This is a genomic window from uncultured Aquimonas sp. (genome assembly GCF_937888285.1).
Classification (GTDB): Bacteria; Pseudomonadota; Gammaproteobacteria; order Xanthomonadales; family Xanthomonadaceae; genus Aquimonas.
The window spans coordinates 24,218-42,864 of the sequence record NZ_CALART010000007.1; the positions used below are offsets into that span (position 1 = coordinate 24,218).

General features: G+C 70.2%; 7 protein-coding genes. 3 read left to right on the plus strand and 4 right to left on the minus strand.

Annotated features, from left to right (window positions below; translation table 11 throughout):
• Positions 1–347: 347 nt before the first annotated feature.
• The gene (locus tag Q0654_RS01175) at positions 348–893 is read left to right on the plus strand and encodes a hypothetical protein (protein ID WP_298849639.1); all 546 of its coding nucleotides are present in this window, start codon (positions 348–350) and stop codon (positions 891–893) included.
• Positions 894–925: 32 nt separating this feature from the next.
• Positions 926–2,491 carry a hypothetical protein gene (locus Q0654_RS01180; protein ID WP_298849641.1) on the plus strand — a complete coding sequence of 522 codons (1,566 nt, stop codon included), beginning with the start codon at positions 926–928 and terminating at the stop codon, positions 2,489–2,491.
• Positions 2,492–3,828: 1,337 nt separating this feature from the next.
• Here the strand turns inward: Q0654_RS01180 and Q0654_RS01185 are convergent.
• From Q0654_RS01185 to Q0654_RS01195, 3 genes are all read right to left on the minus strand, one after another.
• The gene (locus tag Q0654_RS01185; RefSeq protein WP_298849643.1) at positions 3,829–4,038 is read right to left on the minus strand and encodes a hypothetical protein; all 210 of its coding nucleotides are present in this window, start codon (positions 4,036–4,038) and stop codon (positions 3,829–3,831) included.
• A 208-nt stretch (positions 4,039–4,246) separates the two neighbouring features.
• On the minus strand, positions 4,247–13,501 hold the full coding sequence (locus Q0654_RS01190; protein WP_298849645.1) for a hypothetical protein: 9,255 nt from the start codon (positions 13,499–13,501) through the stop codon (positions 4,247–4,249).
• A 262-nt stretch (positions 13,502–13,763) separates the two neighbouring features.
• Positions 13,764–15,974, minus strand: coding sequence for an EAL domain-containing protein (locus Q0654_RS01195; RefSeq protein ID WP_298849647.1), 2,211 nt, complete (start codon positions 15,972–15,974; stop codon positions 13,764–13,766).
• 378 nt (positions 15,975–16,352) lie between these two features.
• Here Q0654_RS01195 and pyrC point away from each other — a divergent pair, with 378 nt between their 5' ends.
• On the plus strand, positions 16,353–17,384 hold the full coding sequence (gene pyrC / locus Q0654_RS01200) for a dihydroorotase (protein ID WP_298849649.1): 1,032 nt from the start codon (positions 16,353–16,355) through the stop codon (positions 17,382–17,384).
• A 57-nt stretch (positions 17,385–17,441) separates the two neighbouring features.
• On the opposite strand, the gene Q0654_RS01205 is transcribed toward pyrC, so the two are convergent.
• The gene (locus tag Q0654_RS01205) at positions 17,442–18,497 is read right to left on the minus strand and encodes a GGDEF domain-containing protein (RefSeq protein ID WP_298849651.1); all 1,056 of its coding nucleotides are present in this window, start codon (positions 18,495–18,497) and stop codon (positions 17,442–17,444) included.
• Between the last annotated feature and the right edge of the window lie 150 nt (positions 18,498–18,647).

The following is an 18,647-nucleotide window of genomic DNA, read 5'->3' on the forward strand; positions in this document are numbered from 1 at the left end:
GGTGGCGCGCAGGATAGCCGAGCCGGGCGCGGGGCTTGTGGCGGGCCTCGCCAGCGCGGGGACGAGCGATGGCGATGGGCGGACAGGATCGGTTGCATGAGGGCGCGTACGCCCTGTGTGGCGCGGACCTGACAGTGCCGGCTGTTTGTAGGAGCGAGCTTGCTCGCGACCGGCAGGGTGCGCGCGGGGCGCAGGCTGCGGTCGCCTGCAAGCAGGCTCCTACAGAGTGCGCGAACGGTGGACTTCGGGTCTCACAAGGACATCTGACCCGCCAGGTACGGCCAAGAAGCTGTCAGGCGCCGTCACACAAGGGCGTACGTGCAGGCAGCCCACCCGGAGTTCCGCTCATGCGCCATCTGCTGCCGCTTACCCTGCCCTTCGCCCTGCTGCTCGGCGCCTGCGATGCCGCCGAACGCGACGCGCCGCCCGCCGCGACCGCGGCAACGCCTGCAAGCGCCGCCGCTGCGGACGCGCCCCCCGCCGAAACCGGCAGCGTCGTGCGCATGCGCGTCGACGGCGTGGACTGGCAGGCCGACCGCGAGTTCTTCTGCGCCGTGCATCCGCCGGGCATGGACCGCGCGGTGCTGGTCAGCGCCTCGCTGGGGCCGAAGGACGCGAACGAGCAGACCTTCAACTTGAACCTCAGCGGCATCGACGGCCCCGGGCGCGTGCACCTGCAGAGCAGCGCCTCGTGGGTGCACACGATCCAGCTGGCCAATCTCGATGCCGCGCGCTTTCTCAACGGCGGCGCGATGGGCTTCGACATCGAGGTCGAGCTGCTCGCGGTCTCGGCCGACCCCGTTCGCGTGGAAGCGCGCTTCGCCGGTCAGCTGATGAGCAGCGCCGGCAGCGTGCTGCGCATCGAGGACGGCTACCTGCGCTGCAGCGAATGAGGCCCGCCCGCACTTCGACCCGAGGACTGCCCATGCACCGTCTTGCTTCCGCGGCGACTGCCGCCCTGCTGGTCGCCGGCCACAGCCAGGCCGCCATCTTCACCGTCGACACCAGCAGCGATGCCGCGCTGAGCGACTGCACGCCGGCGCCGGCCGACTGCTCGCTGCGCGGCGCGATCCTCGCCGCCAACGGCATGCCCGGTGCCGACCGCATCGAGTTCGCCCTGCCGGAAAGCGACCCCGGCTACCAGCCGGCCAGCGCGCACTGGCGCATCGAGGCACAGAGCGCGATGCCCAACAACGCCGGCGACCTGGAGATCGACGGCTACACCCAGCCCGGCGCACTCGCCAACACGCAGTCGCCCGAGGCCGGCGGCAGCAGCGCCGTGCTGAAGATCGAGCTGCGCAATGCCGGGCAGTCGTCCAACACCGGCATCGACAGCAGCAGCGCCAACTTCGATGCACGGCTGGTGTTGCGCGGGCTGGCGATCAGCCGTTTCGCCTCGCAGGTGGTGCTGAGCGGCGGCGCGGCGCATCGGGTCGAGGGCTGCTTTCTCGGCACCGACATCAGCGGCACCGCAGCGTCGCAGACCGGCAATTCGGGGCTCGGCATCGGCGTGCGCGTGCAGGGCGAGGGGCCGTATCTGATCGGCGGCGAGACGCCGGCCGCGCGCAATGTGCTGTCGGGCCTGTTGAGCGGCATCGTCTCGTTCTCGGTGCCGAACGGTCTGCGCATCCGCGGCAATCTGATCGGCACCAATGCCGCCGGCACTGCGGCCATTGCCAACCGCAGTTACGGCATCGACCTCACCAGCTTCCGTGATGTCGTGATCGGCGGCACCACGGCGGCGGCGCGGAACATCATCTCCGGCAACGAGTTCACTGCGATCCAGCTCGGTGCCGGCACCGCGCCGGCAACGTTTCCGAACCTGCGCGTGCTGGGCAACCACATCGGCACCGACTGGAGCGGCAGCCTGCCGATTCCGAACGGCCGCAACGCGGCCAGCCCCAGCCAGCCGCAGCCTTCGATCCTGCTGTTCGCCGGTGGCGCCTGCAGCGTGCAGATCGGTGGATTCAATCCGGGCGAGGCGAACCTGATTGCCCACGGCGGCGCGCAGGGCATCCTGGTCGGCACCTGCACGCGGGTGGCCAGCGCCGGCAACCTGCACATCGGCCATCGCGGCATGGCGATCGACACCTCCGGCACGAGTTTTGCCGACGGGCCCACCGCCAACGACGCGGGCGATGCCGACAGCGGCGGCAACCGCCTGCAGAACTCACCGGACGTCGTGGACGTCGTACCGGTCGGCGCCGACCGCTTCCGCCTCGATCTGCGCGTCGACAGCGCGCCGGGCAATGCGACCTATCCGCTGCGCGTCGATGCCTTCCGCGGGCGCGGCGCGGACCTGCTCGAACACCTGGCCCAGCGCACGATCACCCTGGCCGAGGCGCAGACCGTGGTGTCGATCGAGCTGCCGCTCACCGCGCTGACCGACGGCGTGGTGCAGCTCTTGGCGACTGATGCCGAAGGCAATACCAGCGAGGTCGGTCGCTACGCCCTGGACCCGGTGTTCGCTGACGGCTTCGAGTCGCTCTGAGCTTGGCGCCGCGCGAGAGGCGGAAACAAGGGTGCCTGCTCATTGCTTGTCTGGCCTGCGCGCACAGCTCGCTCATCTACCCTATGCGCACAGCGGGTTTCGGCTTTGATCCATGCTGCGCGTACAGCAGGTTTCGGCTTTGATCCACGCACGGCGTCTCTCGTGGTTGTAGGGTGGATAAGGGCAGCGCATCCACCAGCACGTCCGGTGGAAGCCCTGCGCCCAGCGAAGCCTCACCGTAGCCAGCCCTGGCATCAGCCGGAAGCGAAGCGCCCGGCGAGCCCGAAGAGCTGGTAGATGCGCTTCGCTTATCTACCCTACGCGCACAGCGGATGTCGGCTTCGATCGGCGCGCGGCGTCTCTCGCGATCGTAGGGTGGATAAGCGCAGCGCATCCACCAGCACGTCCCGCAGAAGCCGGGCATCCAGCGGAGGCTCACGGTAGCCGGCCCGGAACATCGGCCCGAGGCGAAGTGGCCTTCAAGCGCCGAAGAGCTGGTAGATGCGCTTCGCTTACCTGCCCTACGCGCACAGTAGATTCCGGCTTTGATCCACGCGCGGCGTCTCTCGCGATCGTAGGGTGGATAAGCGCAGCGCATCCACCAGCACGTCCCGCAGAAGCCGGGCATCCAGCGGAGGCTCACGGTAGCCGGCCCGGAACATCGGCCCGAGGCGAAGTGGCCTTCAAGCGCCGAAGAGCTGGTAGATGCGCTTCGCTTACCTGCCCTACGCGCACAGTAGATTCCGGCTTTGATCCACGCGCGGCGTCTCTCGCGATCGTAGGGTGGATAAGCGCAGCGCATCCACCAGCACGTCCCGTGGAAGCCGGGCATCCAGCGGAGGCTCACGGTAGCCGGCCCGGAACATCAGCCCGAGGCGAAGTGGCTTTCAAGCGCCGAAGAGCTGGTAGATGCGCTTCGCTTATCTACCCTACGCGCACAGCGGATGTCGGCTTCGATCGGCGCGCGGCGTCTCTCGCGATCGTAGGGTGGATAAGCGCAGCGCATCCACCAGCACGTCCCGCAGAAGCCGGGCATCCAGCGGAGGCTCACGGTAGCCGGCCCGGAACATCGGCCCGAGGCGAAGTGGCCTTCAAGCGCCGAAGAGCTGGTAGATGCGCTTCGCTTACCTGCCCTACGCGCACAGTAGATTCCGGCTTTGATCCACGCGCGGCGTCTCTCGCGATCGTAGGGTGGATAAGCGCAGCGCATCCACCAGCACGTCCCGCAGAAGCCGGGCATCCAGCGGAGGCTCACGGTAGCCGGCCCGGAACATCGGCCCGAGGCGAAGTGGCCTTCAAGCGCCGAAGAGCTGGTAGATGCGCTTCGCGTGTCTACCCTACGCGCACAGCGGATTTCGGCTTCGATCCACGCACGGCGTCTCTCGTGGTTGTAGGGTGGACAAGCGCAGCGCATCCACCAGCACGCGCCGCGGGTTGAAGTCGACCAGCGGGCGCGAGCCGACGACGGTGAAGCTCGGATCGGGGCTGCCGTCCTCCAGCAGGGGCACCGCCGCGCCGAGGTAGCTGCCTTCTGCGGCGTTGATCACCCGACCCACCGCCAGCACCCGCCGATGCGCATCGAGCGTCGCCGAATTCAGCAGGGTCTGCTCATCGGGCGCGCCTTGATCCGCGCCATGTGCGCTTGCCCAGGCGCGGGGCCGCCCACGAGCGGCCCCGCAGCCCCTTGATCCGTGCCCGCTGACCTTGCGACCGGCCCTCCCTGGCCGGTCACCACCCACGGGCCACTGCGGGTCTTCAGTCGATGCGGCGGCGCAGGCTCCAGCCGCCGGCGAACAGCACCAGCAGCACCAGCAGCAGGCGGCCGCCCTCGTCCAGGCTCGGGATCACCGCCGGGCGGAACACCGGCACGCGCACGTCGACGTCGTCGACATTGTTGTCGGGCGTGGGGTCGGGCCCGTTGCTGCCGTCGTCGCGCACCCGCACGGTGTTGACGATGGTCTGACCGAAGGCGCTGTTCTCGATCCGGACCGCGAACTGCACCACGCCCTCGGCGCCGGCCGCGAGCGGGCCGATCGCCAACACGCAGGGGCTGCCCGCGGTCGCACCGTCAGCGCAGCTCCAACCCGCCGAGCTTCCGGCGAGGTTGAAGCGGGTGTGCACGGGTACGGTCTCCAGCAGCTCGACGCCGGTCGCGTTCTGGTTGCCGACGTTGCGGTAGCGGATCTCGTAGACCAGCACCTGGCCGGGCAGCAGCTGGGTCGAGGACGGCGTCTTGGTCACGGTCAGGTCGGGGCTCGCGTTGACCGGCGTGGTGTCGCTGGCGCTGTTGTCGTCGGGGGTCGGGTCAGGCCCGTTGGCGCCGTCGTCGGCGATGCTCACCGTGTTCGCGATCTGCTCCACGCCCGCCGACAGCGGGCTGTCGACGACCACCGCGAAGTTCGCACTGGCCACCGGCGCACCGGCCGCCACCGCGCCCACCGCCAGCGTGCAGGCGCTGCCTGCCGGCGCGGCGTCAGCGCAGCTCCAGCCGGGGCTGCTGCCGGCGGCACTGAAGCGTGCGTGCAGGGGCACGGTCTCGCTCAGCACGACGCCAGTCGCGTCCTGGGTGCCGACATTGCGGTAGCCGAGGCTGTAGACCACGGTGCCGCCGGGCGTGGTGCTGATGTCGCCGTCGGTCTTGCTGACCTGCAGATCGGGCGCGGCGCCCACCGGCGTGGTGTCGGTGGCGCTGTTGTTGCCGGGCGTCGGATCGGGGCCACCGCTGCCGTCATCGGCAATCGTCACGGTGTTCTCGATCTGCTCGACGCCCGCTGGCAGCGGGTTCAGCACCGTCAGCGCGAAGCTCGCGCTGCCGCTGCCGCCGGCGTTCAGCGCGCCGATGCTCAAGGTACAGCTGGTGCCGGCCGGTGCCGCGTCCGCGCAGCTCCAGCCGGGGCTGCTGCCGGCCGCGGCGAAGCGGGTATGGGCCGGCACCGTCTCGGTGATCACTACGCCGCTGGCGTTCTGGCTGCCGACGTTCTGGTAGGCGAGGGTGTAGACCACGCTGCCGCCCGCGCTGGTGCTGATGCCGCCGTCGGTCTTGCTGATCAGCAGGTCCGGCGCGGCGCCGATCGGCGTGGTGTCGCTGGCGCTGTTGTTGCCCGGGGTCGGGTCCGGTCCGTTGCTGCCGTCGTCGGCGATCACCGCGGTGTTGAGGATGCTGGTGATGCCGGCCGGAATCGGATCCGGCAGGCGCACCGCGAAGCTGACGCTGGCGGCCGGCGCACCGGCGGTGACCGCTCCGATCGCCAGCGTGCAGGTGCTGCCGGTCGGTGCCGCGTCGGCACAGCTCCAGCCGGGGCTGCTGGCGGCGGCATCGAAGGCGGTCGGCGCAGGCACGGTTTCGGTGATCACCACGCCGGTGGCGTTCTGGTTGCCGACGTTGGCATAGCTCAGCGTGTACACCACCACCGCACCCGGCGCGCCGCTGACGCCGCCGTCGGTCTTGGCCAGGGTGAGGTCGGGCGCGGCGCCGACCGGCGTGGTGTCGCTGGCGCTGTTGTCGCCGGGGGTGGGATCAGGGCCGTTGCTGCCGTCATCGGCGATTGTCGCGGTGTTGGCGAGCTGCTCGACACCCGCCGCCAGCGGGCTGTCGACGATCACCGCGAAGTTCGCGCTGGCCGGCGCCGCACCGGCGGCGAGGGCGCCGACCGCAAGCGTGCAGGCGGTGCCGGCCGGGGCGGCGTCGGCACAGCTCCAGCCGGGGCTGCTGGCGGCCGCATTGAAGCGCGCATGCAGCGGCACCGTCTCGCTGATCACCACGCCGGTGGCGTTCTGGTTGCCCACGTTGCGGAAGCTCAGCGCGTACACCACCACGCCGCCCGGCGTGGTGCTCGCGCCGCCGTCGGTCTTGCTGATCTGCAGATCCGGGGCGGCGCTGATCGGGGTGGTGTCACCGGCCTGGTTGTTGCCCGGGTCCGGATCGGGGCCGTTGCTGCCGTCATCGTCGATGCGCGCGGTGTTGGCGATCTGATCGACACCGGCGGGCAGCGGCGTGTCGACCGTCAGCGCGAAGCTGAGGCTGCCGGCGGCGGCACCGGCCGCCAGATCGCCGATCGTCAGCGTGCAGGTCGTGCCGGCCGGGGCGGCATCCGCGCAGCTCCAGCCGGCGCTGCTGCCGGCGGCGTTGAAGCGCGAATGCAGCGGAACGGTCTCGGTGACCACCACGCCGGTGGCGTCCTGGTTGCCGATGTTCCGATAGCTCAGGGTGTAGACGAGGGTGGCGCCGGGCGCGGTGCTGACGCCGCCGTCGGTCTTGAGCAGCAGCAGGTCGGGCGCGGCGACGATCGGCACCGGCGTCGGGTCCTCGTCGCCGGGCAGGCTCGGATCATCGCTGAGGCCGGTCGGCAGCTCGTTCGAGCGGATGCGGGCCTGGTTCACCGTGCCGACCACGCCGGCCGGCAGCGGGTTGACGATGCGCACCGCGAACTCGCGGTCGACGGTGCTGGCAGCGGGCACGGTGCCAACCACCAGGGTGCAGGGCGTGCCCGCCGGCGCCGCGTTCGCGCAGCTCCAGCCGGGGGTGCTGCCGGCGACGCTGAACAGGGTGTGCGCGGGCACGGTCTCGTCGAGCTCAACGCCGGTCAGCGGCGTGCTGGCCGGGTTGCTGATGCGCAGGGTGAAGCGCACCACGTCGCCCGGTGACACGTTGCCCGAGGCATCGGCGTCATCGAACAGCACGAAGGTCTTGGTCAGGCCGTTGCCGGGCACATCCAGCGAGGCGGTGTCGTTGATGTCCGGGTACTCGCGATCGTCCGGATTGGTGCTGCCGGGATACGAACTGGCGGCGGTATTGGTGGCCGTGTTGAGCACCGGGTTCGGGGTCGGCGGGTTGCTGGCGAGCGCGGCGCTGAAGGTCGCCGCCACGCTGCCGCCGGCCGGCACCGCGCCCTGCGGCAGGGTCGCCGCGGGGTCGCTGCGCAGGCGCACGGTCAGCTGGCCCGCGCCCGGGCCGGGCACGCTGTCCAACAGGAAGCCTGCCGGCACCGACACCGGCGTGACGCTGGCGAGGTTCCAGGTGACGGCGTCGAGGATGTCGATGATCTCGATGTCGTAGGCCGGGGCGCCGCCGCTGTTGCTGAGCTGCAGACCGATCTGCACCACGCCGTTGGCCAGCGGGCCCATGGTCTTGTCGATCGCGAGCAGCGGCTCGACCACGTCGATGCTGGCGCTGCTGGTGACCGGCGCAGTGGTTCCAGTGCTGAACGAGGCTTCGTTGGTCAGGACGATCCCGGCCACGTTCTGCGGCAGATTGACCACGCGTGCGACCACGGTGACCTGCAGCCAGTCATTGGTGGTATCGCCGTCGGCCGGATTGAGCAGGGTGCCGAAGTCGAAGGTCGTGGTGTCGTTGCGGCCGTCGCCGAGCAGGGCATCACTGAACACCGGGGTGCCGGGCAGGCTGGTGCTGATGCCGGGGTTGCCGAACACCACCGCGCCGGCGCCGATCACCTCAAGCACGCCTGCCGCCGAGGCCGGCAGTCGATCGACCAGAACGGCGTTGGTGGAGGTGCCCTGCGGGAATCCGACTGTCAGGGTGTAGGTGACGGTCTCGCCGATCGCCAGATCGAGCAGGGCCGGCGAGCCGGCGCCCGAGCCGGTGTCGGCGAGATCGCTGGCGCTGGTGACCTTGACCAGGCTCGGGGCCCAGACCACGAAGCTGGCGCTGACTGGCGAAGTGTTGCGGCGGCGGGTTTCACCGGCGACGAACAGCGGCTGCGAATCGAAGCGCAGCGCGGCGCTGTTGCTGTAGGTCAGGCCGGGGTTGACCGCATTGCTGACGGTGACCTGGTAGCGCAGGGTGCAGCTGGCGCTGGCCAGGGGCAGGGTCGGCAGGCTGAAGCTCAGCAGCGGAGCGGCGCTGGCGTCGGTCACGACACCGGCGCAGGTGCCGCTGGTCGAGCCGTTGATGAAGCTCGCGCCCGGGTTGGGCAGCTGATCGGTGACCGCCAGGTTGTAGGCGTCGGCGGTCGAGCCGCCGGCGCCGGTCTGATGCGACAGGGTCAGCTCGTAGGTCACCACGTCACCGGCCTGCACGATGTGCGGCGCGGCCGGCGTGGCGATCGCCTTGGCCAGCTGCAGACGCGGTTCGACGATATCGACGGCGACGGTGCCGACCGCGGTCGGCGCGGTGTCGGTGCGCAGGCTGGCCGTGTTGATCTGGTCATCGACGCCGCCGACGCTGCCGGCGCTGTCCATGACCTGGGCGATCACCTCGAACTCGATCTGGTTGCTGCCGGCGGCGCCGCCCGGGGCGGTGGTCAGGGTGCCGAGTGTCCACACCACGCGATCGTCGAAGGCGTCAGCGTCGGGGCCATCGCTGGCCACACCCGCGGTGCCGACCGCCGGCGCGCCGCTGATCGACGAACCCACGCTGACGATCCGCGAAGACAGCACGCGCATCGACACCGTGCCGGTGGGCAACTGGTCCTCGACCACGGCGCCGGGGCTGACGCCGGCGGGCAGGGTCGCAGTGAAGCGGTAGGTGACCTGTTCGCCGATGGTCAGGTCGGGCACGCCGGCACCGAGCTGGGCGCTGCCGGTGTCAGGTTCCGAAGTGGCGAACACGCTCTTGACCATGCCCGGCACGGTTACCGCGATGGTGTGCGAGTCGCTGGCCGAGTAGGCGCGACCGAAGGGGCCGTCGGGCGCGGCCGGATCGACCGAGCGATAGCTGGCGTTGGCGGTGTTGACCACCGAGGCGCCGGTGGCGACCGTCGTGTCCAGGGTCGCGGTGTAGCTCAGTTCGAGCTGGCAGCCCAGCGGCAACTGGTCGACACCGATCGCGATCTCGGTCGGCGTCGAGGCGTTGACCACCACCGGCGCCGGCAGGCAGGTGCCGGTGGTCTGGAACAGAAGGTCGCGCAGGTTGACCAGCTGCGGCGGCAGGGTGTCGACGATCTGCACGGCCTGGGCATCGGCGGTGGAACCGCTGCTGTGGCGCAGCACCACGCTGAAGTCGACGTCATCGCCGGCCTGGCCGCTGCTGAGGCTGCCGACCTTGTCGACCAGCAGCTGCGGTTCGACCAGATCCAGCGGCGCAGTCGCGGTGCCCGACAGGCCCGGGCCGAACTGCACGCTGGCGGTGTTGGTCAGCTGATCGCCGCTGGCATTGGCCGGCAGGTCGCGCACGCGGGTGACCACCTCGATGACGATGGTGTCCTCGCCCGGCGCGGGCGGGTTCAGCACCTGGCCGAAGTTGAACTCGATGCGGTCGTTGATGCCGTCGCCGAGCTGGGCGTCGCTCACGCTCGGAATCGGGTTCGGAATCGCCGGGCTCAAGCCCGGGCTGATCGAGATGACGCTGCCGCCGAGGATCTCCAGCACGCCGCCCGCAAAGGGCGCCTGATCGGCGATCACCACCTGCGGAATGGAGCCCTCGGGCAGGGTCGCGGTGATGCGGAAGGTTGCGATCTCTCCGATTGTGAGATCGGCCACGGCCGGCCGCACCTGTCCGATCTGGGTGAAGGGCAGCGAGGTCGAGAACAGGCTCTTGCCCAGGGTGACCGCGGTGATGCCCAGCGTGGCGGTGTCGGTGTCGCGGTAGTCGTTGGGGCCGACGCCGCTGCCGTTGCGCTCACCGCCGTCGCTGCCGCCCGCGCCCGGCGTGGTCGAGCCGGTCGGATTGGCGACACTGCCGGCGCCCGGCAGGCTGCTGTAGGCAAGGTTCGCGGTATTGGCCAGGGCCGTGCCGGGCGCGACCGTGTTCAGCACCAGAGCGGTGTAGCTCAGGTTGACCGAAGCGCCCGGCGGCATGCTGGCGATCAGCAGGTCGATGCTGTTGCCGGCCGAGTTGTTGGTGACTCCGCTGGCGCCGCCGCCCAGACTGACGTTGATCGAGCCGAGATCGAGACTCAGGCCGGCCGGCAGCGTGTCGAGCAGGCTGACTTCGAAGGCCGTGCTGTTGGCCGCGCCCGCCGCATTCGAGAAGGTCACGGTGTAGCTCACGGTGTCGCCGGCGTCGGCGCTGGCGGGCGACACGCTCTTGAGCAGGTTGGTGATCGAAGGCTCGGCGATGGTCGAGGACACGCCGCCGGAGTTGCCGCCGAGCTGGCTGGTGCCGCTGCCAACCCGGTACACGTTGTTGCGGGTCTCGCCGGCGTCATTGCTGCCAGCGACGCTGTTGTCGACCAGCACGTTGAACTCGATCACCACGAATTCGTCGTCGGCATCGCGATCGGCATTGACCAGGGTGCCCAAGCGGAAGCAGACGTCGGTGCCGGTGGCGAAGCTGCCGGGCGCAGCGCAGTTCAGGGTGCCGGTGCCAACGTTGACTGCCGCATTCGCACCCAGATCAAGCCCCGCCGCCAGCGGCGTGATCGCCGCACTGGCGGCGCTGCCGCTGATCGTCGGAATGGCCGCCAGGGTGCTGCTGCTGAGCCCGCCGCCGTTGCTGATGAAGACCACGCGGGCGCTGCCGTCGTTGAGGAAGCTGAGGCCCGGCGGCAACACGTCGAACACGCGGAAATCGCTGATCTGGCCTTCCGGAACGCGGGTGGCCAGGCGATAGCGGATGATCTCGCCGATGGCGACGAAGGGATCGGCGGTGTGCGCCTCCGAGGTCGCAACCCGCGACTTGGCGAGCGCGGGCAGGGCGATGCCGACGCTGGCGTCGTCGCTGATCGGCGGGAACGCCGACACGCCGGGCGTGCCCAGCGGCTGCGACATCCAGGTGGCGCTGGCGGTGTTGAGGATCGACTGCCCCGGCGCGACCGTGTCGGCCAGCACGCACTGCACGTCGACGAAGGCAGTGTCGCCGGCATAGGGCGCTCCGGCGCTGCCGTCGTTGGGCGCAAGCACGGCCGCACCGGGGGCGCCGTTCAACAGGGTCAGGCCGGTGGCGAGGCTGCCGCTGGTCGTCAGGGTGACGCCGTCGCCCCGGGTGCTGGCGACAACGGCGCAGGCATCCAGACCGACCGCGCCCGGGTCGGTCACGACCACGTTGTAGGCCGGCGCACCGCCGCTGTTCTCGATCGTGATGCGGTAGGTGACGCTGTCGCCCGCATCCATGCCGCTGGCGTTGCCGTTGACCGGCAGCACCGTCGGCGCCGGGCTGATCGGCGCGGTGCCGCGGCTGGTGGTCAGAACGCCCTTGTTCAGCACCAGCGCAGGCGCGCGCACGCTGAACTGCACCGGCGCGCTGGACACCAGCTCTTCGCCGCCGGTGTTGTTGGCGCTGGCGCGGAAGATGTTGGTGAGGAACAGACCGTCGGCGAAGGGCGTGCTGGTGACCTGCACGCGCACGTCGATCGCCAGCACCTGCGGGCTGGTGGTGTTGATGTCGGGGAACTCGATGATCAGCGCGTTGTTCGGTGGGTCCACCGTGATCGAGGTCGGCGTGAGGTTGAGGGTGTCGGCGTCGACGCCGCCCAACGCGCGGAACACATCCGGACCGCCGTAGCTGAGGTTCATGCCTGACACGTCGAACACCGGCAGCGGGAAGAAGTCGCGGAAGCGGATGCTGCGGGTATCGCCGGAGGGCACGTCCATCGCCAGCCGGAAGGTGACGAAATCGCCGGGGAAGAAGGGCCCGGTCGAAAGCAACTGCTTGCGGATCTCCAGCGGCTGCACCAGGAAGGTGGCCGCGCTGCCGTCGCTGCAGCCGGTGGCGCCGCCGCTCAGCGCATAGCTGGCGACCACGGTATTGGTCAGCGGGTCGGCGGCCAGCACCGGCTCGCCGCTGCTCTCATAGGTCTGGCGCACTACCGCGGTGTAGCTGAGGCTGACCGTGCTGCCCGCCGGCAGGTCGCTGCCCACGGCGGCGCCGATGTCGTAGGCGATCGTATCGGCCACCCCCGGCGTCACGGTCGGCGCGATCGCGATCGCGCTGCCGTTGACGCTCAGGCCGATGTGGGCGACGAAGTCGATGCCGTCGGGCAGGGTGTCCAGCACCGACAGCGCGCTGGTTGCGGCGAACTCGGTGGTCTGGAAAGCCAGCGTGTAGGTCAGCGCGGCGCCCGGCGCACCGCCGCCCGGCGATACCGACTTCTGCACCGCCAGATGCTTGGCGACCACGTCCGAGGTGTCGGTCTGCAGGGCCAGCGGCTGCGGTGCACCGGCGGACGGCACATAGGTCGCCTGCGCGCTGGCGCTGTTGGTCTGCAGCTCGGCGGCGCAGCTCAGCTCATCGAGGGTATCGATGATGTGCGCCGGGAAACTCACGCTGACGTCGGCGTCGGCAGCCGTGCCGACCGTGTTGCCACTGCACTGCACCTCGACCACGCCGCCCGGGCTGCCGAGCGGCGGCGACTGCGTCACCGTGCAGCCAACTCCGCCGACGATGCTGACCGGCCCGACAAACTGGACATCGGCGGGCAGCTCGTCGCGCAGCACCAGCGGGTTCACCACCGCGGTGTTGGCGATGTCGGCGACCAGGGTGTAGGTGTAGGGCCAGATCGCGCCCGGCGGGCGCTCCTGCTCTACCGCGGCGTTGCTCTTGCGGAAGCGCAGCACGGTCGGAGTGACGCTCTGCGCGGGCGCTGAACCGATGATCGAACCGTTGCTGCCAGTCGGGGTGTCGCCGAAGCGGTAGACCGGGGTCAGGCTCACCGGGTAAGCGGTGCCCACGCTCGCGCCCGGCGCGATGCTCAGGCAGAGGGTCGACTCCAGCGGCGGCCCACCGGCGGTGACCGAACCCACCGGCAGCTGCAGCACCAGCAGGCGGAAGCCCTGCGGCGCGCTGACCACGGCGCTGGCCGGTGCCAGTGCGAGCGGGTCGTTGAGCTGCCCGGACACCGGGAACACCTGGTTGCTGATCACCGCCAGCGGCGCGCCGAACAGTTCGGCGCTGTTGAATCCGAGCTCGGGCGGCAGTACCAGGCGGTAGTAGGGCCCGTAGCCGGTTGCCCCGCTGTTGCTGAAGCTGGTGTCGAAGCAGAAGCCTTCGCCGAGGAAGGAGTGGGCGGGGACGCCCGGGCTGGTGGCGGGCACCTGGGCGAGGGCTGTGCTCGCGAACAGGGCCAGAAGCAGGCTCAGGGCCCCCTGGACGGGGCCGGGCAGAAGGCTTCGCATGTGCAGCGTCTCCAGACCGGCGAAGGAAATCCGGCCGAAAACGCGGGAACGCCAGCTGCAGGCAGCCGCCGTTCCACGGGGACACATACGAACAACTGGCGAAGCACGCCGCCCTTGACCCGTGCAGCCCCCTGTGGCCGCCAGCTCCGGAAATCACCGCCGGTCGCAGATGCGTTTCCGGAGCGGAGAGCAGGGTAACCCGGCGATATGGCGCCCGATTGTCAAAGATGCTGTCAGCGCGTCAGTCCAGACCCGACAGTCACTACGGCGCTGCGAAGAACTCGGCCATCGGCAGCGGCCGACTGAATGCGTAACCCTGCGCGTAGTCGAGCCCGAGCTCGCGCATCTGTTCGGCCAGCTGCGGGCTTTCGACCCACTCGGCCACGGTCTGCCGGCCGGTGACATGGGCGATCCGCACGATCGACTGCACGATCGCCAGGGCCAGCGACGAGTCTGCGGCCTCGCGCACGAAGCTGCCGTCGATCTTGAGCAGGTCGACATCGAGTTTCGGCAGGTAGGAGAACGAACAGAAGCCGGTGCCGAAGTCGTCCAGCGCGAAGCGACAGCCCAGCGCGCGCAGGCTGCGGATGAACTCGACCGCGCGGCCCAGATCGCTGACCGCGCCGGTCTCGGTGATCTCGAAGCACAGCCGGGTCGGCGGAAAGCTCGAGCGCGCCAGACGCTGGCGCAGGAAGCGCGCGAAGCCGGCATCCACCAGCGACGCCGCCGACAGGTTGATCGAGCACATGCGCACGCTGGCGGCCTGCTGCGGGTGGGCTTCCAGCCAGCCCAGGCAGCGGTCCACCACCCAGGTGTCGAGCTGCGCCGACAGTCCGAAGCGTTCGGCGGCGGCGATGAACTCCGCCGGCGGCAGCAGCTCGCCGGTGAGCGGATCGCGCTTGCGCAGCAGCACCTCGAAGTGGCGACCGCTCTCCTCGCCGCGCAGCGGTGTGATGCCCTGGCAGAACAGCTCGAAGCGGTCATGCTCCAGCGCTTCGTTGATGCGCATCACCCAGTGCATGGCCGAGGTGCGCTCGCGCACCGCCTGTTCGCTGGCGTCGGCGCGCTGCACGCGATTGCCGCCCAGCTCCTTGGCGGTGAAGCAGGCCGCATCGACCTGGGCGAGCAGGGTGCCGGGATCGATTGCCGAATCTTCGGCCAACACCCAGCCGATGCTGGCTCGGGTCGAGACCAGGCCCGACTGCCAGCCAAAGCGGAAGTCGGCAATGGTCTGGCACAGTTGCTCCAGCTCGTGCACGGCCTCGGCTTCGTGCACGCAGGGCTGCAGCACGGCGAACTCGTCGCCACCAATGCGGAACAGATAGGCGTGCTCGGGCAGGGCTGCGCGAATCACGCCGGACAGTTCGCGCAGCAGGGCGTCGCCTGCGGCGTGGCTCAAGGTGTCGTTGATGATCTTGAACTGGTCGAGATCGAGGTAGGCGACCAGCAGCGGACGCCCGCTCGGCATCGCCAGCGCGCCCCGCAGATCCTCTTCGAAGGCGGCTCGGTTGGGCAGCCCGGTCAACGGATCGCGCAGCGCGCGCCGCAGCATCTTCAGCGCCGCGATGCGGTTCTCGTGGATGGCGGCGGCGAGGATCTGTGGCACCACCATGGTGATGCACAGGAAGACCACGAGCACCGCGCTCTCGACGACGCCACTGGGCACCTGGAAGCCGCCGATGCCGAGTCCGGTCAGGGCGGCGACGATCAGCGCGAAGCCGGTCGTGAGGATGAAAGTCAGCAGCGGCGGGAAGCGGATCGCGCTCCACAGCAGCAGGGTCATGGGCAGCCCGGCCAGACCCAGCGCCTGGGTGCCGCTGCGCGCGCCCACCGCGAACACCACGGCGAGCACGCCCAGGCTCAGCACGGACCACAGCGCGTACTCGGGCAGGCCGCGCCGCCCTTCGGCCTGCGGGTCGGAAGGGCTCTGCTGCAGTCGACGGCGCAGCGCCGCCGCAATCAGCAGCAGGGTTGCGGTCAGGGCGATCACGCCGAACAGATCGCCGAGCAACCAGGCCAGCGCCGCTGACGCCCACTGTTCGCTGCGGCCAAGGCCGGACACGATCAGCCCGGTCGTGCCGATGGCGGCACTGCAGAGCGCCAGGGCGACGGCCCCCATCAGGATCCGGAAGCCGGTCTGCACGGTCAGCTTGCTGCGGGCGTCGCCACCAAGACTGCGGTAGACCGCGGCTCCGACCAGAGCGCCCAGCGCGTTGGCCGCCATCGAGAACGGCAGGAAGCTCAGCGGCACCGGCACCAACAGCGCGTGCATCAGCAGTACGCCGGCCAGCACCGCGAGCGCTGCACGTGCGCCGAGCAGGATCACGGCGGCCAGCGCGACCCCGGCCGGCAGCCAGATCAGGGCGACATCGTCGGGCCCACGGATGAAGCCGATGCTCAGCCGGGCGGCGAGCAGGTAGAGCACCAGCGTTGCGAGCAGCCAGGGCAGTGATCGGCTCAGCGGGGTCGGCACGTGGCGTCGTCCTCGTCGGTACACCGTCCATGCGGGTGGGCGGGCCGCGTCCAGCGACCCCAGGCAGCGCGAGGAACTGAACTTGGACAGCCCCTTGGGATCCGCAGCTCCGAAGATCGTCGGAGGGGCGCAGTCATGGGATCAGGGCAATCGAAAAATGCAATGCGCGGGTCGAGCCGGAAGAGTGTTGCAAGACCTGAGCCGCACACGCGAAGGGGCTGGACACGGCTGCTAACATCATCGCGCTGTCGCCATGGGCACACCAGCACACCGTGATCTGGTCGCGCCTGCCCATCGCCGCCGATGTCCCTACCCCGAATGCGCCGCACTGCCGACCCGAAGCGGCACCCCGCGGAGCGCACCCGAAAGGCCCCGAGCATGATCGAGATCACCCGCCCCGATGACTGGCACCTGCACCTGCGCGACGGCGCCGGCCTTGCAGCCGTGTTGCCACACACCGCTGCCCAGTTCGCCCGCGCCATCGTGATGCCCAACCTGCGGCCGCCGGTACGGACGGTGGCCGAGGCTGCCGCCTACCGCCAGCGGATTCTTGACGCGCTCCCGCAAGGCGTGGCCTTCGAGCCCTTGATGACGCTCTACCTCACCGACAACACGCCGGCATCCGAGATCGAACTCGCCGCGGCCAGCGGCTTCGTCAAGGCAGTCAAGTACTACCCGGCCGGCGCCACCACCAACAGCGATTCCGGCGTCACCGACCTCGCCCGCTGCGAGGCGGTGTTCGATGCCCTGCAGCGCACTGGCCTGCCGCTGCTGATGCACGGTGAGGTCACCGATCACACGGTCGATGTGTTCGATCGCGAGGCGGTGTTCATCGAGCGCCACCTGCAGCGCGTGGTGGAGGCGTTTCCGACGCTCAAGGTGGTGCTGGAGCACGTCACCACTCGCCAGGGCATCGAGTTCGTGCGCGCGGCACGCGAGGGCGTGGCGGCCACGCTGACCGCGCATCACCTGCTGCTCAATCGCAACGCCATGTTCAGCGGCGGCCTGCGCCCGCATGCCTATTGCCTGCCCGTGCTCAAGCGCGAGGAGCACCGCCGGGTGCTGATGGAGGCCGCGATCTCCGGCAGCCCGAAGTTCTTCCTCGGCACCGACAGCGCGCCGCATGCGCGCCACACCAAGGAAGCCAGCTGCGGCTGCGCGGGGCTGTATACCGCGCACGCGGCGATCGAGCTCTACGCCGAGGCCTTCGAGGACGCCGGCGCGCTGGACCGGCTGGAAGGCTTCGCCAGCTTCTTCGGGCCGGACTTCTACGGCCTTCCGCGCAATACCGACCGCATCCGCCTGCTGCGCGAGGACTGGACCGCGCCGGAGAGCTATCCCTTCGGCGCCGACACCGTCGTGCCGATGCGTGCGGGCGAAGTGATCCGCTGGCGGCTGGCGCAGGGCTGAAGCACCGCGCGAAGGCGCGGAGGCGACAGCCTGTGCGGAAGCGGCAACACCGCTGCCTCAGCGCGGCGCCGCCTGCCGCCGCTCGCCCTGCGGAGGACGCGAGCCGCCATCGATGACCACCCGGTTGCGCCCCGACTGCTTGGCCCGGTACAGCGCGGCATCGGCGCGCGCGAGGGCGTCCTGCCAGGCTTCGTCCGCCGCCTGGCGGGCAGCACCGATCGATACCGTCGCGCGACCGGGCAGACGCGACAGGCCGGCGTTGAGCTCGGCCTGCAGCGCGTACAAGCGCGGCGCGGCGTCCTCCAGGCCCAGTTCGGGCAGCAGCAGCACGAACTCCTCGCCGCCGATCCGATAGACGCCATCGACCCGGCGCAGGCGCTGGCCCAGCAGTTCGACCAGCCCGACCAGCACGCGGTCGCCGGCAGCGTGGCCGTGCTCGTCATTGACCTGCTTGAACCAGTCGATGTCGAGCACCGCCAGCACGCCTCCGCGGTGCGCCGCCCGCTGCCGCTCCAGGTCGCGCTGCAGGCTGCGGCGATTGCCGGCACCGGTCAGCGGATCCTCGTCCGCCAGCAGCTGCAGGGCGAGACGCTGGCGTTCGAGGCGGGTCGAGGCGAGCCAGGCGACCCAGGTCACCAGTCCGCCGGTGGCGAGGTAAGCGGCCCATTCGGTGCTGCTGCCGAACAGGGCGCGGTTGCCGATCAGCACCGCCAGCAGCAGGGCGAGGTTGGCCAGCATCGCAAGGCGCGGCGGCGCCAGCACGAAGCTCAGCCAGAGCACGAGGAAGGTCCAGTACAGGCCGGTGCGGCCGAACACGTAGGCGCTGGCGATCGCGGCCAGGGTGGCGACCGCAATGAAGGCGCTCGCGGCAAGGCGCGTGCTGGCGCCACGCAGGGCCCACAGCAACACGCCGCCCAGGGCCAGCACGATCAGCACGTTGAGGGCGCCGCCGGCGATGTTGCCGCTGCCGAAGCGGTAGACCGCAAAAGCTGACACCACCAGCATCGCGACCGCACCGATCGAGAGCATCAGGGCGAGGCGGAAGTCCTCTGCGCAGCGCGCCGACAGTGCGGCCAGCCAGCCGCCGCGCGTGCGGCCGCGGTCTGGGGACACAGGCGCTGGACCTGCAGGTTCGCGTGCCATGGCCATCGTCGCCCGGCGGGGGTGCCAGCGCGATGCAAGACCTACGCCCGCAGCCTGCGGGCTTGGCGGGTTCGCCACAAGACACAGCCGCCGCGGCGGGGCCGCGACGGCTGTGCGGGG